This window comes from Rhodococcus antarcticus, assembly GCF_026153295.1.
In the GTDB taxonomy this organism is placed as follows: Bacteria; Actinomycetota; Actinomycetes; order Mycobacteriales; family Mycobacteriaceae; genus Rhodococcus_D; species Rhodococcus_D antarcticus.
The window spans coordinates 845,025-859,385 of sequence record NZ_CP110615.1; the positions used below are offsets into that span (position 1 = coordinate 845,025).

Below are 14,361 nucleotides of genomic sequence, written 5' to 3' on the forward strand. Positions count from 1 at the left end.
CCGTGAGCGGCGGGTGAGCGTCCGTGCCGGGTTCGGACCACCGTCCTGTCTAGGGTGATCGTCGTGACCGAGAACCCGACGCCCCAGCCGGACCGACCCGCCGAGGGGTCCGGTCAGGACGCCACGACGGCGTTCGCCGCCCAGGGCCAGCCGAGCCCCCACTCGAGCGGTGGGGTGCGCGGTGACGGGGTGCGCGGTGACGGGGTGCGCGGTGACGGGGACGGGGACGGGGTGCCCTACTACCAGGCCCCCACCCACCCCGGTCAGCGGCAGGACGTCGCGGCCCCGCGCACCGTCTCCCCGCCCCTGGTCTCCGAACCCTCCGACGACGAGGGTCACGTGGCGCGGGCGCCGCGGGGCACCACCGACCTGGGGCTGCTGCTGCTGCGGGTCGGCCTCGGCGTGATCCTGCTGGCGCACGGCAGCCAGAACCTGTTCGCGCTGTTCCACGGACCCGGCATCAACGGTTTCGAGGACCTGCTCACCCGGGCCGGGTACGCCCACGCGCACCTGTTGGCCTACCTGGGCTCCATCGCCGAGGTCGGGGCCGGGGCGTTCCTGGTGCTCGGCCTGCTGACCCCGCTGGCCGGTGCGGCCGCGCTGGGCACCACCATCAACGCGTGGTTCGTGGCCGACCAGGCCGCACCGGGGTTCCGGTTCTTCGTCTCCGCGCAGGGCCAGGAGCTCGAGATGCTGCTGGTGCTGCTCGCCGCCGTGGTGGTGCTGCTCGGCCCGGGTCGGTTCTCCCTCGACCGCCGGCGCGGCTGGGCCACGCGGCCGCTGCTGAGCTCGTGGCTCGGCCTGGTGCTCGGGGTCGCGGCCGGCCTGCTCGTCTGGTTCCTGCTCAACGGCGCCACCCCGTTCGCCTGACCACCGCACCCACCGTCCAGCGCCGACCCGCCTGGCGAACGCACGCGGTCGCGAGGCCGGACGGCGGTGCCGACCACCATCACCAGGTGAGGCCGGGAGCGCTCGGTGGTGAAGCCTCCTCCGCCGGCTGCTCCCCCTCCCCGGCCGCGGCCTCGCGCTCGGCCCGCGCCTGCTCGGCGGCGGCGAACGGGTCGGGCACCCGACCTCCGCTGACCACCGCGAGCACCCGGAGGTCGTTGAACCCCACGCCCGGCAGCCAGACCTCGGAGCCGTCCCGCAGCACGGCCCTGCCCCAGCCCCGCCGGGGGAAGCGCACGCCATCGACCTCGGACCAGGGGATCGTCCGGGTCCGGAGGGTGGAGCGGGCGGCGAGCCCGTCGGCGTCCGCGGTGGTCTGCACCCGCAGGACCCACGCGGCGGCGAGCAGCGGCAGCAGCACCAGCCACCCCCAGCGGGCCGTGTCCGCGGCGACGAAGGGGCCGGTGCCCACCAGGAACACCACCACCCCGAGAAGGGCGGCCCGGGAGACCTGCAGGACGGCGCGGGCGGGATCGGCGGTCGGCTCGGTGCTCACCCCGACATCGTCCCACCTCCCAGGATGTGGGAGCTCCGTCCCGCAGAGTTGACGGCTGCCGGGGTGGGCCCTAACGTCACGCCCGTGCACATCCACGACCTCCTCGTACTCAGCCGGCGCGTCGCCCGCTGAGAAGGTCGCCCACGCTCTCCTCAGCCCGATGCGCCACCCTCGTCACGCGGTCACCCGCGGCGGGGGTCTTTTTTTGCCCGGAACCCGACCACCGACGGTCACAGAAGAGGAACCGCAGTGAGTGCTCCCACCGCCCGCCCGCAGGCCACCGCGCGGCCCGCGCGCCCGGCCACCCCACCCGCCGCTCCACGCCGCCCGGCCTCGGCCCCCGAGCGCGTCACCGGCGCGCAGTCGCTCGTGCGCTCCCTGGAGGAGGTGGGCTGCGAGATCATCTTCGGCATCCCGGGGGGCTGCATCCTGCCGGTGTACGACCCGCTGCTCGACTCCACCCGGGTCCGCCACGTGCTCGTCCGGCACGAGCAGGGCGCGGGCCACGCCGCCACGGGCTACGCGCAGGCCACCGGCAAGGTCGGGGTCTGCATGGCCACCTCGGGGCCCGGCGCGACGAACCTGGTGACCCCGCTGGCGGACGCGCACATGGACTCGGTGCCCATCGTCGCCATCACCGGGCAGGTCAACTCCGCGTTCATCGGCACCGACGCGTTCCAGGAGGCCGACATCTCCGGCATCACGATGCCGATCACCAAGCACAACTTCCTCGTCACCGATCCGGCCGACATCCCGCGAGCCGTCGCCGAGGCCTTCCACATCGCGAGCACCGGCCGCCCCGGCCCCGTCCTGGTCGACATCCCCAAGGACGTCCTCCAGGCCCAGACCACGTTCAGCTGGCCGCCCGAGCTGCGGCTGCCCGGCTACCGCCCCATCACCAAGCCGCACGGCAAGCAGGTCCGCGAGGCGGCCCGGCTGATCGCCGCCGCCCGGCGGCCCGTGCTCTACGTCGGCGGCGGCGTCATCAAGGCGCAGGCCTGCGCCGAGCTGGCCGAGCTGGCCGAGCTGACGGGCGCGCCCGTGGTCACCACGCTGATGGCCCGCGGTGCCTTCCCCGACAGCCACCCGCAGAACCTCGGCATGCCCGGCATGCACGGCACGGTCGCCGCGGTGGCGGCGCTGCAGCGCAGCGACCTGCTGGTCACCCTCGGTGCCCGCTTCGACGACCGGGTCACCGGACAGCTCGCGACCTTCGCCCCCGGGGCCAAGGTCATCCACGCCGACATCGACCCCGCGGAGATCGGCAAGAACCGCATCGCGGACGTCCCCATCGTCGGCGACGCCCGCGAGGTGCTCGGCGAGCTGGTGGAGACCCTGCGCGCGAGCACCGACCCGCGGCCCGACCTCGCGGAGTGGTGGCGCCAGCTCGACGGCATCCGCAGCACCTACCCGCTGGGCTACGACCGGCCGAGCGACGGCGCCCTCTCCCCGGAGCTGGTCATCGAGCGGATCGGACGAGCTGCGGGTCCGGACGCGATCTACTGCGCGGGCGTCGGGCAGCACCAGATGTGGGCGGCCCAGTTCATCTCCTACGAGAAGCCCCGCACCTGGCTCAACTCCGGTGGCCTGGGGACCATGGGCTACGCCGTGCCCGCCGCCATGGGCGCCAAGATGGGCATGCCCGACACCGAGGTGTGGGCCATCGACGGTGACGGCTGCTTCCAGATGACCAACCAGGAGCTGGCGACCTGCGCGATCGAGGGCGTGCCCATCAAGGTGGCCGTCATCAACAACGGCAACCTGGGCATGGTGCGGCAGTGGCAGACCCTGTTCTACGGGGAGCGGTACTCCAACACCGACCTCTCCACCCACCAGACGGCGACCAACCGCCGCATCCCCGACTTCCTGCTGCTCGCCGAGGCGCTGGGCTGCGTCGGGTTCCGCTGCGAGCGCGAGGAGGACGTGGACGACGTCATCGCGGCCGCCCGGGCGATCACCGACCGGCCCGTCGTGATCGACTTCGTGGTCGGCGCGGACGCCCAGGTCTGGCCGATGGTCGCCGCCGGCACCGGCAACGACGAGATCATGGCCGCCCGGGGCATCCGGCCCCTGTTCGACGTCGACGACGCCTCGCCCGAGATCATCGCGGCCGCCAGCCCGGAGGACGAGCAGTGAGCACCCACACCCTCTCCGTGCTGGTCGAGGACACCCCTGGTGTCCTGGCCCGCGTGTCCAGCCTGTTCGCCCGCCGCGGGTTCAACATCCGCTCGCTGGCGGTCGGCGCGACCGAGCTGCCCGACGTCTCGCGGATGACCATCGTGGTCAGCGTCGAGGACTTCCCGCTCGAGCAGGTGACCAAGCAGCTGAACAAGCTGGTCAACGTGCTCAAGATCGTCGAGCAGGACCCCGACCACTCCGTCGCCCGCGAGCTGCTGCTGGTGAAGGTCCGCGCCGACGCCAGCGTCCGCAGCCAGGTGCTGGAGACGGTGCAGCTGTTCCGAGCCAAGGTCATCGACGTCTCCGCCGAGGCCGTGACGGTCGAGGCCACGGGCACCCCCGCCAAGCTGGAGGCGCTGCTGCGGGTGCTCGAGCCCTACGGCATCCGGGAGATCGCCCAGTCCGGCGTCGTCGCCCTGGGCCGCGGCGCCAAGTCCATCACCGCCACCCGCTAGTCCGCACGACCCCAGCCCGACCGAACCCAGAGCCCGACCAACCCAGAGAACGAGGAGCACCACGACGTGAGTGTCGAGATCTTCTACGACGACGATGCCGACCTGTCCATCATCCAGGGCCGCAAGGTCGCGGTGATCGGGTACGGCAGCCAGGGCCACGCGCACTCGCTGAGCCTGCGCGACTCCGGCGTCGACGTGCGCGTCGGGCTCCAGGAGGGCTCCAAGTCCCGCGCGAAGGCGGAGGAGCAGGGTCTGACGGTGTCGACCCCGGCCGAGGCGGCTGCCTGGGCCGACGTGGTCATGGTGCTGGCCCCGGACACCGCACAGGCGAAGATCTTCACCGAGGACATCGAGCCCAACCTCGTCGACGGTGACGCGATCTTCTTCGGCCACGGGCTGAACATCCACTTCGACCTGGTGAACCCGGCCGAGAACATCACCGTGGCCATGGTCGCCCCCAAGGGTCCGGGCCACCTGGTGCGCCGCCAGTTCGTCGACGGCAAGGGCGTCCCCTGCCTCATCGCGGTGGACCAGGACCCCCTCGGGACCGGCCAGGCGCTCGCGCTGAGCTACGCCCGGGCCATCGGCGGCACGCGCGCCGGCGTCATCGGGACCACGTTCAAGGAGGAGACCGAGACGGACCTGTTCGGTGAGCAGGCCGTGCTGTGCGGGGGCACCGAGGAGCTGGTGAAGACCGGCTTCGACGTGATGGTCGAGGCGGGCTACGCGCCGGAGATGGCGTACTTCGAGGTGCTGCACGAGCTGAAGCTGATCGTCGACCTCATGTACGAGGGCGGCATCGCACGGATGAACTACTCCGTCTCGGACACGGCTGAGTTCGGTGGCTACCTGTCCGGGCCGCGCATCATCGACGCGGGCACCAAGCAGCGGATGAAGGACGTGCTGGCCGACATCCAGTCCGGTGAGTTCACCCGCCGCCTGGTGGCCAACGTGGAGAACGGCAACACCGAGCTCGAAGGACTGCGCAAGGCCAACGCCGAGCACCCCGTCGAGGTCACCGGCAAGAAGCTGCGCGACCTGATGAGCTGGGTGGACCGGCCGATCACCGAGACGGCCTGACCCACTCGCTCCCGCAGATCGCGGGCTGTTCGCTGCTCGCGCACCGCACGACGGACGAACAGCCCGCGATCTGCCCGCAGTAGGCTCCGCCCTGCTCGACCTAGGCCCCGCACCCCACCAGCTTGGAGAGCACCCCGTGACCAGCGCCGCCCGCCCCGTCGTCCTGATCGCCGAGAAGCTCGCGCCGTCGGTGGTCGACGCGCTGGGCAGCGGCGTCGAGATCCGCCACGTGGACGGGACCGACCGGCCGGCCCTGCTCGCCGCCGTCGCCGAGGCCGACGCGCTGCTGGTCCGCTCCGCCACCCAGGTCGACGCCGAGGTCCTCGCCGCCACCACCCGGCTCAAGGTCGTGGCGCGCGCCGGTGTCGGGCTGGACAACGTCGAGGTGCCTGCGGCCACCGCCCGTGGCGTCATGGTCGTCAACGCCCCCACGTCCAACATCGTCTCGGCCGCCGAGCACGCCGTGGCGCTGCTGCTGGCCGCAGCCCGGCAGATCCCCGCGGCCGACGCGACGCTGCGCGCGCACACCTGGAAGCGCAGCAGCTTCAACGGCGTGGAGATCTCCGGCAAGACGATCGGGGTGGTCGGCCTGGGCAAGATCGGGCAGCTGTTCGCGCAGCGGATCGCTGCGTTCGGCACCACCCTCATCGCCTACGACCCCTACGTCTCGGCTGCCCGGGCGGCCCAGCTGGGCATCGAGCTCGTGACGCTGGACGAGCTGCTGCGCCGGGCCGACGCCTTCACCGTGCACCTGCCCAAGACGCCCGAGACCAAGGGCCTCATCGGGGCCGAGCAGCTGGCCATGACCAAGAAGGGCGTCATCGTCGTCAACGCCGCCCGTGGGGGGCTGATCGACGAGCAGGCCCTGGCCGACGCCTTGGCCAGCGGTCAGGTGGGGGCGGCGGGCATCGACGTCTACGCCAGCGAGCCCAGCACGGACTCGCCGCTGTTCGCCCAGCCCAACGCCGTGGTCACCCCGCACCTGGGCGCCTCCACCACCGAGGCGCAGGACCGCGCGGGCACCGACGTCGCGCGCAGCGTCCTGCTGGCGCTGGCCGGGGACTTCGTGCCCGACGCCGTGAACGTGCAGGCGGGCGGGGTCGTCGGCGAGGAGGTGGGGCCGTGGCTCGAGCTCGTCCGCAAGCTGGGCGTGCTGCTCGGGGCCGTCGCGGGTGCACTCCCCACCTCGATCACCGTCGACGTCCGGGGCGAGCTCGCGTCCGAGGAGGTGACCGTGCTGCAGCTCGCGGCGCTGCGCGGGGTGTTCTCGGCCGTGGTGGAGGACCAGGTGACCTTCGTCAACGCGCCCGCACTGGCCGAGGAGCGGGGGGTGACCGTGGACCTCACCACGGCGCCGGAGAGCCCCAACCACCGCAGCGTGGTCCAGCTGCGCGCCGCCCTGCCCGACGGCTCCGCCTTCACGGTCGCCGGCACGCTCTCCGGTCCGCAGCAGGTGCAGAAGGTCGTCGGCATCAACGGGCGCAACTTCGACCTCCGCGCGGAGGGCGTCAACCTGCTGCTCGTCTACTCCGACCGGCCGGGAGTCATGGGCACCGTCGGCACCATGCTCGGCGCCGCGGGGGTCAACGTCGAGGCGGCCCAGCTCAGCCAGGCGGCCGAGGGGGACGGCGCCACCATGGTCCTGCGCGTCGACCGCACGGTGGCCGTCGAGGTGCTCGAGCCCATCGGTGCAGCCGTCGGCGCGAGCACGGTGCGCTCGGTCGACCTGGGCTGACCCAGGATCGCCTCTTCTTCGCCGCCGTGGGCGCAGCAGCACCCCGTGGCCGGTACCGTCGTCTCGCCCGGCGCCGGCCGTCACCCGGCGGGTGCCCGGACCGCGCGCCCGCCGCTCGAACCGACAGTGCTCACGGAGGTACGGATGAAGCTCGCGGTGGTCCCCGGTGACGGCATCGGGCCCGAGGTGGTGGCCGAGGCGCTGAAGGTGCTCGCCGAGGTGGCCCCCGAGGCGGAGACGCACTCCTACGACCTGGGTGCGGCCCGCTGGCACTCCACCGGCGAGCTGCTGCCGGACTCCGTGCTCACCGAGCTCCGCCAGCACGACGCCATCCTGCTCGGCGCCGTCGGGGACCCGTCGGTGCCCAGCGGCATCCTGGAGCGCGGGCTGCTGCTGCGGCTGCGCTTCGAGCTCGACCACCACGTGAACCTGCGGCCCGCGCGGCTGTTCCCCGGGGTTCCCTCCCCCCTGGCCAACCCTGGCGAGATCGACATCGTGGTCGTCCGCGAGGGCACCGAGGGCCCCTACGTCGGCAACGGCGGTGTGCTGCGGCGCGACACCCGCCACGAGGTCGCCACCGAGGTCAGCCTGAACACCTGGTTCGGGGTGGACCGTGTGGTCCGCGACGCGTTCACCCGGGCCGAGGGCCGACGCAAGCACGTGACCCTGCTGCACAAGACCAACGTCCTCACCCACGCCGGATCGCTCTGGTCACGCGTGGTGGAGGAGGTCTCGCTCGAGCACCCCGCGGTGTCGGTGGCCTACCAGCACGTGGACTCCGCGACCATCCACCTGGTGACGGATCCGGGCCGCTACGACGTCATCGTCACCGACAACCTGTTCGGGGACATCATCACCGACCTCGCGGCCGCCGTCACGGGCGGCATCGGTCTGGCGGCCAGCGGCAACATCGACATGACCGGGGCCAACCCGAGCATGTTCGAGCCGGTGCACGGCAGCGCCCCCGACATCGCCGGCCAGGGGATCGCCGACCCCACCGCCGCGGTCCTGTCCGTCGCCCTGCTGCTCGACCACCTCGGCCGCGGGGACGCGGCCCGTCGGGTGGAGGCGGCCGTCGCCTTCGACCTCGCCACCCGGGACGCGGCGCACCCGGGGGGCACGTCGTCGATCGGTGACCGTCTCGCCGCCCTGGTGTCCAGCGTCAAGGCCTGACCGGTCGAGGTGCCGCCCGGGCGCCAGTAGGGTCGTGAGCCATGCGCTTGGGACGGATCGCCAGCCCGGACGGGATCGCCTTCGTGAGCATCGAGGGAGAGGTCAGCAGCGGCTCGGGGTCCGGGCGGACGGCGCGCGAGATCGCCGAGCACCCGTTCGGCAACCCGACGTTCACCGGACGCTCGTGGCCGCTGGACGACGTCCGCCTGCTCGCCCCCATCGTGGGCAACAAGATCGTCTGCGTGGGCAAGAACTACGCCGACCACGTCGCGGAGATGGGCGGTGCGGACGCCGCCGCCCCGGCCGACCCGGTCATCTTCCTCAAGCCCACCACCACGGTGATCGGCCCCGGGGTGCCCATCGTGCTGCCTCCCTCGTCGACGAACGTGCACTTCGAGGGTGAGCTCGCCGTGGTGATCGGTCGGCCGTGCAAGGACGTGAAGGCGGACAAGGCACTGGAGGTGGTGCTCGGCTACACGGTGGCCAACGACGTCACCGCTCGCGACCAGCAGGCCGCGGACGGGCAGTGGACCCGGGCCAAGAGCCACGACACGTTCTGCCCGCTGGGACCGTGGATCGAGACGAGGCTGGACCCCTCCGACCTCGACCTGCGCACCGAGGTGGACGGGGTGACCCGGCAGGACAGCTCCACGGCGTTCCTGCTGCACGACGTCCCGCAGATCATCGAGTGGATCTCCGCGGTGATGACCCTGCTCCCCGGCGACGTCATCCTCACGGGCACCCCGGCCGGGGTGGGGCCCATCACCGACGGCCAGAGCGTCAGCATCACCATCGACGGCATCGGGACGCTCACCAACCCCGTGGTGGCGAAGAAGTGAGCGCCGCAGACGCAGGTGGCTCCGACGTGAGCGCCCCCGCCTCGTGCGTCCGCGTCCGGTTCTGCCCGTCGCCCACGGGCACCCCGCACGTGGGCCTCGTCCGGACCGCGCTGTTCAACTGGGCCTTCGCCCGCCACCACGGCGGCACGTTCGTCTTCCGCATCGAGGACACCGACGCCGCTCGCGACACCGAGGAGTCCTACGCCGCGCTGCTCGACGCGCTGCGCTGGCTGGGGCTCGACTGGGACGAGGGCCCCGAGGTCGGCGGGCCGCACGAGCCCTACCGGCAGTCGCTGCGTCGTCCGCAGCACCTGGACGTCGTGCGCCGGCTCGTGGAGGCGGGGGAGGCCTACGAGAGCTTCTCCACCCCCGAGGAGGTCGAGGCGCGGCACCGCGCCGCCGGCCGCGACCCCAAGCTCGGGTACGACAACCACGACCGCACCCTGACCGAGGACGAGAAGCAGGCCTTCCGCGACGCCGGGCGCAGGCCGGTGCTGCGGTTGCGCATGCCGGAGCACGACCTCACCTGGACCGATCTCGTCCGCGGGGAGACCACCTTCCGCGCCGGCACCGTGCCGGACTTCGCGCTCACCCGCGGCACCGGCGAGCCGCTGTACACCCTGGTCAACCCGGTCGACGACGCGCTGATGGGGATCACGCACGTGCTGCGCGGGGAGGACCTGCTCTCCTCCACCCCGCGCCAGCTCGCCCTGTACGAGGCGCTGGTGCGGATCGGCGTGGCGCAGCGGATCCCGGAGTTCGGGCACCTGCCCTTCGTCACGGGGGAGGGCAACAAGAAGCTCTCCAAGCGCGACCCCGAGGCGGACCTGTTCCGGCACCGCGACCGTGGCTTCGTCCCCGAGGGTCTGCTGAACTACCTCGCCCTGCTCGGCTGGTCCCTGGCGGCCGACCGCGACGTGTTCAGCCTCCAGGAGATGGTGGCGGCCTTCGACGTCGCCGACGTGGTGAGCAACCCGGCGCGCTTCGACCAGAAGAAGGCCGATGCCATCAACGCCGAGCACGTCCGGCTGCTGGAGCCCGCGGACTTCGCGGCGCGGCTGCAGGCGCACCTCGTCGAGCACGGCCAGGCACCGGCCGACGTGGACCCCGAGCTCTTCGCCGCCGCGGCCGCGCTGGTCCAGGAGCGCATCGTGGTGCTCTCGGACGCCGGACCGCTGCTGCACTTCCTGTTCGTCGACGATCTCGTGGTCGAGGAGGCAGCCCGGGTCAAGGTGCTCACCGAGGACGCGCGGGCGCCGCTGCAGGCGGCCGCCGCTGCGCTGGAGGCGATCGGGGAGTGGACCCCGTTCGCGATCGAGGAGGCGCTCCGGGCCGCCCTGGTCGACGGTCTCGGGCTCAAGCCCCGCAAGGCCTTCGCCCCCGTCCGGGTGGCCGTGACGGGCTCGACGGTGAGCCCGCCGCTCTACGAGTCGATGGAGCTCCTGGGGCGTGCGCGGACCCTCGCGCGGCTGCGAGCGGCGATCGAGCAGCTCGACGCCGCGGACGCTGCCCCCGAGCCGTGAGGGTGCGGGCGGTCTGCCTCGACGTGGACGACACGCTGGTCGACTTCGGCGGGGCGGCCCTGGCGGCGCTGGAGCACGTGCTCGGCGCGCCCGCGGACGGCGCTCTGTGGCACCAGCTCACCGAGCACCACTACGGCCGCTACCTCGCGGGGGCGGTCGACTTCCCGACCATGCAGCGCGACCGCCTGGCCGGGGTCTACGCGGCGACGGGTCGGGCGGTGCCGGCCGACCTGGTCGAGGTCGACGGCCGGCGTCTGGTCGAGCTGCGGGCCCGGCTGCGGCTGTTCGACGACGTCGCGGCCTGCCTGGCGCAGCTGCGGGCCGACGGGCTGCACGTGGCGGTGGTGAGCAACTCCGACGGACCGCACCAGCGGGCGAAGCTGGCCGCGGCGGGGTTGGAGGATGCCTTCGACGCGGTGGTGGTCTCGGGCGAGGTGGGCGTGGCCAAGCCGGCGCCGGAGATCTTCCGGCACGCCTGCACCGAGCTCGGGGTGACGCCCGCCGAGACCGTCCACGTGGGCGACAAGCTCGACACCGACGCCCGCGGTGCCCGGGACGCCGGCCTGCACGGGGTGTGGCTGGACCGGGCCGGGGTGGGGGGAGAGCTGCCGGACCGTGTCCACCGCGTGCGCGGGCTGGGCGAGGTGGCGGGGCTGGTGCGGACCCTGGACGGTCGAGCGCGCGATTGGTGATCGGCCGGGGTGGTGCGTTACTCTGCTACCCGGCCGTCGTGCTCGCCCGAGTTCGCGCAAGTCCTGGGTGAGCGTCGAAAGCCATTGGGGTATGGTGTAATTGGCAACACTAGGGATTCTGATTCCCTCATTCTAGGTTCGAGTCCTGGTACCCCAGCTGAGCACCTCCACCGGGCGTGAGAACCCGCTCCGGGGTGTTCTATGCTTCATCGGCACCACCATCTCCACCAGCTCGAGTCTTGGCCCCGTCGTCTAGCGGCCTAGGACGCCGCCCTCTCACGGCGGTAGCGAGGGTTCGAATCCCTTCGGGGCTACACCACCGAGACCCCCTCACCCCCTGCGGGCGAGGGGGTCTCGTGCTGTGCGCCCCCGCCGCGCGACGGAGCCGTCAGAGGCGGTGGTGCAGCGCCTCCGCCGCGGCGAGGAGGTCGGTGGCCCACCGCACCCCGGGGCGCCGACCCATGCGGTCCACCGGCCCGGACACGGACACGGCCGCCACCACGACACCGGTCGCGTCGCGGACGGGGGCGGAGACGCTGGCCACGCCCGGCTCGCGCTCGGCCACGCTCTGCGCCCATCCCCGGCGGCGGACGTCGACGAGGGTGCGGTCGGTGAACGCGGCATCGCTGAGCACCTGGCGCTGGGTCTGCGGGTCCGCCCACGCCAGCAGCACCCTGGCGCCCGAGCCGGCCGTCATGGGCAACCGCGCGCCGACCAGCACCGTGTCGCGCAGGCCGGTCGGCGGCTCGACGGCGGCGATGCAGATCCGGCTGGTGGCCTCTCGCCGGTAGAGCTGCACGCTCTCCCCGGTGATGTCCCGCAGCCGCGGCAGCACGGAGGCGGCCGCGTCGAGCAGGGGGTCGCTCGCGGCGGTGGCGAGCTCGGCCAGCGCCGGTCCGGGCCGCCACCGTCCGTCCGGGGCCCTCGCGAGCAGCCGGTGCGCCTCCAGGCCGACGGCCAGGCGGTGCGCGGTGGCCCTGGGCAGCCCCGTCCGGGCGCAGAGCTCCGCCAGGGTGCACGGTTCCGTGGCGGCGGCCCCGAGCACCGCCACGGCCTTGTCGAGCACGCCGATCCCGCTATGCTGTCCCACGAGCCGATACTAGCGTCCCGAATGGTGAGAATTCATCCCACGGGGCCGGCCGGGAGCCGAGCGAGAGGCAGGACGATGGGCAGGACGCTGGCGGAGAAGGTCTGGGATGCGCACGTGGTGCGCCAGGGCCCCGGCGAGGGCGCGGCCCGCGAGCCGGACCTGATCTACATCGACCTGCACCTCCTGCACGAGGTGACCAGCCCGCAGGCCTTCGAGGGACTCCGCCTGGCTGGTCGGTCCGTGCGCCGCCCGGACCTCACGATCGCCACCGAGGACCACAACGTCCCCACCCAGGACATCTTCGCCCCCATCGCCGACCTCGTCAGCCGCACGCAGGTGGACACCCTGCGCCGCAACTGTGCGGAGTTCGGCATCCGGCTGCACTCGATGGGGGACGTCGAGCAGGGCATCGTGCACATCATCGGCCCGCAGCTCGGGCTCACCCAGCCCGGTGTCACCATCGTCTGCGGGGACAGCCACACCTCCACCCACGGGGCGTTCGGCGCGCTCGCCTTCGGCATCGGCACCAGCGAGGTGGAGCACGTCATGGCCACCCAGACGCTGTCGCTGTCGCCGTTCCGGACGATGGCGGTCACCGTGGACGGCGAGCTCGCCCCCGGGGTCACCAGCAAGGACCTCATCCTCGCCGTCATCGCCCAGATCGGGACCGGCGGCGGGCAGGGCCACGTCCTGGAGTACCGCGGCGAGGCCATCCGGGCGATGAGCATGGAGGCCCGGATGACGGTCTGCAACATGTCCATCGAGGCCGGGGCGCGCGCGGGGATGATCGCGCCGGACCGGACCACCTTCGAGTACCTGCAGGGCCGCCCGCACGCGCCGCAGGGGGCGGACTGGGACGCCGCGGTGGCGCAGTGGCAGCAGCTGCGCACCGATGACGACGCGGTGTTCGACCGTGAGGTGCACATCGACGCCTCGGCACTGACCCCCTTCGTCACCTGGGGCACCAACCCCGGGCAGGGCCTGCCGCTGGGCGGCTCGGTGCCCGACCCGGCGGTGATCGCCGAGGACGGTCCCCGGGCCGCGGCCGAGAAGGCGCTGGAGTACATGGGGCTCACCGCGGGCACGCCGCTGCGGGAGATCGCGGTGGACACGGTGTTCCTGGGCTCGTGCACCAACGGCCGCATCGAGGACCTGCGCGCGGCCGCCGGGGTGCTGAGCGGGCGCCGCGTGGCCGAGGGGGTGCGCATGCTCGTGGTCCCCGGCTCCATGCGGGTCAAGGCGCAGGCCGAGCAGGAGGGTCTGGACCAGGTCTTCCTCGACGCCGGGGCCGAGTGGCGCCAGGCCGGGTGCTCGATGTGCCTGGGGATGAACCCCGACCAGCTCGCTCCCGGTGAGCGGTCCGCGTCGACCTCCAACCGCAACTTCGAGGGCCGCCAGGGCAAGGGCGGCCGCACGCACCTCGTCTCGCCGCTGGTCGCCGCTGCGACCGCCGTGCGGGGCACCCTGTCCAGCCCCGCCGACCTGAGCTGAGAGCGAGACCACCGTGGACGCGTACACCACCCACACCGGCACCGGGGTCCCGCTGCGCCGGTCCAACGTGGACACCGACCAGATCATCCCCGCCGTCTACCTGAAGCGGGTCACCCGCACCGGGTTCGAGGACGGCCTGTTCGCGGGCTGGCGCACCGACCCGGGCTTCGTGCTGAACATCCCGCCCTTCGACACGGGCACGGTTCTCGTGGCCGGCCCGGACTTCGGCACCGGATCCTCCCGCGAGCACGCGGTGTGGGCGTTGAGCGACTACGGGTTCCGCGTCGTGATCGCCTCCCGGTTCGCGGACATCTTCCGGGGCAACGCGGGCAAGGCCGGGCTGCTGGCCGCGGAGGTGGCGCAGCCGGACGTGGAGCTGCTGTGGAAGCTGCTCGACGAGCAGCCGGGCACCCAGGTGACCGTGGACCTCACGACGAGGACGGTGGTCGCCGGAGACCTCGTGCTGCGCTTCGACATCGACGACTACACCCGCTGGCGGCTGCTCGAGGGTCTCGACGACATCGGCCTGACGCTGCGCCAGGTCGAGCAGATCGACTCCTTCGAGGGCGCCCGGCCGTCCTGGCTGCCCGTCACCACACCGGTCGCCGGGGGCTGACCGACCCCACCCGTCGTTCGACGACGCCAGATGTGGCGCGGCACA

13 protein-coding genes and 2 tRNA genes are annotated in these 14,361 nt (G+C 72.9%); 13 read left to right on the forward strand and 2 right to left on the reverse strand.

The annotated features are described in order from the left end of the window. The first annotated feature begins 63 nt into the window (after nt 1-63). The gene (locus tag RHODO2019_RS04180; RefSeq protein ID WP_265383762.1) at nt 64-870 is read left to right on the forward strand and encodes a DoxX family protein; all 807 of its coding nucleotides are present in this window, start codon (nt 64-66) and stop codon (nt 868-870) included. A gap of 79 nt (nt 871-949) precedes the next feature. Here RHODO2019_RS04180 and RHODO2019_RS04185 read toward each other — a convergent pair whose 3' ends face one another. Next, nucleotides 950-1,444 (reverse strand): PH domain-containing protein, encoded by a 495-nt coding sequence (locus tag RHODO2019_RS04185; protein ID WP_265383763.1) that lies wholly within the window; start codon nt 1,442-1,444, stop codon nt 950-952. Between the two features lie 249 nt (nt 1,445-1,693). On the opposite strand from RHODO2019_RS04185, the gene RHODO2019_RS04190 reads away from it, so the two are divergent. From RHODO2019_RS04190 to RHODO2019_RS04235, 10 genes are all read left to right on the forward strand, one after another. Beyond that, complete coding sequence (locus RHODO2019_RS04190; RefSeq protein WP_265383764.1) at nt 1,694-3,580, forward strand: acetolactate synthase large subunit; 1,887 nt, start codon at nt 1,694-1,696, stop codon at nt 3,578-3,580. Beyond that, the gene (gene ilvN, locus RHODO2019_RS04195; RefSeq protein ID WP_265383765.1) at nt 3,577-4,077 is read left to right on the forward strand and encodes an acetolactate synthase small subunit; all 501 of its coding nucleotides are present in this window, start codon (nt 3,577-3,579) and stop codon (nt 4,075-4,077) included. The genes RHODO2019_RS04190 and ilvN overlap by 4 nt, the downstream gene beginning before the upstream one ends. Before the next feature lie 66 nt (nt 4,078-4,143). Next, nucleotides 4,144-5,157: a ketol-acid reductoisomerase gene (ilvC, locus tag RHODO2019_RS04200; RefSeq protein WP_265383766.1), complete on the forward strand. Its 1,014-nt coding sequence runs from the start codon at nt 4,144-4,146 to the stop codon at nt 5,155-5,157. Between the two features lie 136 nt (nt 5,158-5,293). Further along, nucleotides 5,294-6,892 carry a phosphoglycerate dehydrogenase gene (serA, locus tag RHODO2019_RS04205; RefSeq protein ID WP_265383767.1) on the forward strand — a complete coding sequence of 533 codons (1,599 nt, stop codon included), beginning with the start codon at nt 5,294-5,296 and terminating at the stop codon, nt 6,890-6,892. Nucleotides 6,893-7,036: 144 nt separating this feature from the next. After that, nucleotides 7,037-8,065: a 3-isopropylmalate dehydrogenase gene (locus RHODO2019_RS04210; RefSeq protein WP_265383768.1), complete on the forward strand. Its 1,029-nt coding sequence runs from the start codon at nt 7,037-7,039 to the stop codon at nt 8,063-8,065. Between the two features lie 41 nt (nt 8,066-8,106). After that, a complete protein-coding gene (locus RHODO2019_RS04215) occupies nt 8,107-8,904 on the forward strand; it encodes a fumarylacetoacetate hydrolase family protein (RefSeq protein WP_265383769.1) in 798 nt (265 codons plus the stop codon). A 26-nt stretch (nt 8,905-8,930) separates the two neighbouring features. Then, nucleotides 8,931-10,427, forward strand: coding sequence for a glutamate--tRNA ligase (gene gltX / locus RHODO2019_RS04220; RefSeq protein ID WP_265383770.1), 1,497 nt, complete (start codon nt 8,931-8,933; stop codon nt 10,425-10,427). After that, on the forward strand, nt 10,424-11,119 hold the full coding sequence (locus RHODO2019_RS04225) for an HAD family hydrolase (protein ID WP_265383771.1): 696 nt from the start codon (nt 10,424-10,426) through the stop codon (nt 11,117-11,119). Before gltX ends, RHODO2019_RS04225 begins: the two co-directional genes overlap by 4 nt. A gap of 85 nt (nt 11,120-11,204) precedes the next feature. Beyond that, nucleotides 11,205-11,276 (forward strand) — tRNA-Gln (locus tag RHODO2019_RS04230). An 84-nt stretch (nt 11,277-11,360) separates the two neighbouring features. Next, nucleotides 11,361-11,433: transfer RNA gene (locus RHODO2019_RS04235), tRNA-Glu, on the forward strand. 74 nt (nt 11,434-11,507) lie between these two features. Here RHODO2019_RS04235 and RHODO2019_RS04240 read toward each other — a convergent pair. Then, nucleotides 11,508-12,209, reverse strand: coding sequence for an IclR family transcriptional regulator (locus tag RHODO2019_RS04240; protein WP_265383772.1), 702 nt, complete (start codon nt 12,207-12,209; stop codon nt 11,508-11,510). A gap of 75 nt (nt 12,210-12,284) precedes the next feature. Here RHODO2019_RS04240 and leuC point away from each other — a divergent pair, with 75 nt between their 5' ends. Both leuC and leuD read left to right on the forward strand, forming a co-directional pair. After that, nucleotides 12,285-13,700 carry a 3-isopropylmalate dehydratase large subunit gene (gene leuC, locus RHODO2019_RS04245; protein WP_265383773.1) on the forward strand — a complete coding sequence of 472 codons (1,416 nt, stop codon included), beginning with the start codon at nt 12,285-12,287 and terminating at the stop codon, nt 13,698-13,700. Nucleotides 13,701-13,713: 13 nt separating this feature from the next. Continuing rightward, nucleotides 13,714-14,316, forward strand: coding sequence for a 3-isopropylmalate dehydratase small subunit (gene leuD / locus RHODO2019_RS04250; RefSeq protein WP_265383774.1), 603 nt, complete (start codon nt 13,714-13,716; stop codon nt 14,314-14,316). Nucleotides 14,317-14,361 lie beyond the last annotated feature (45 nt).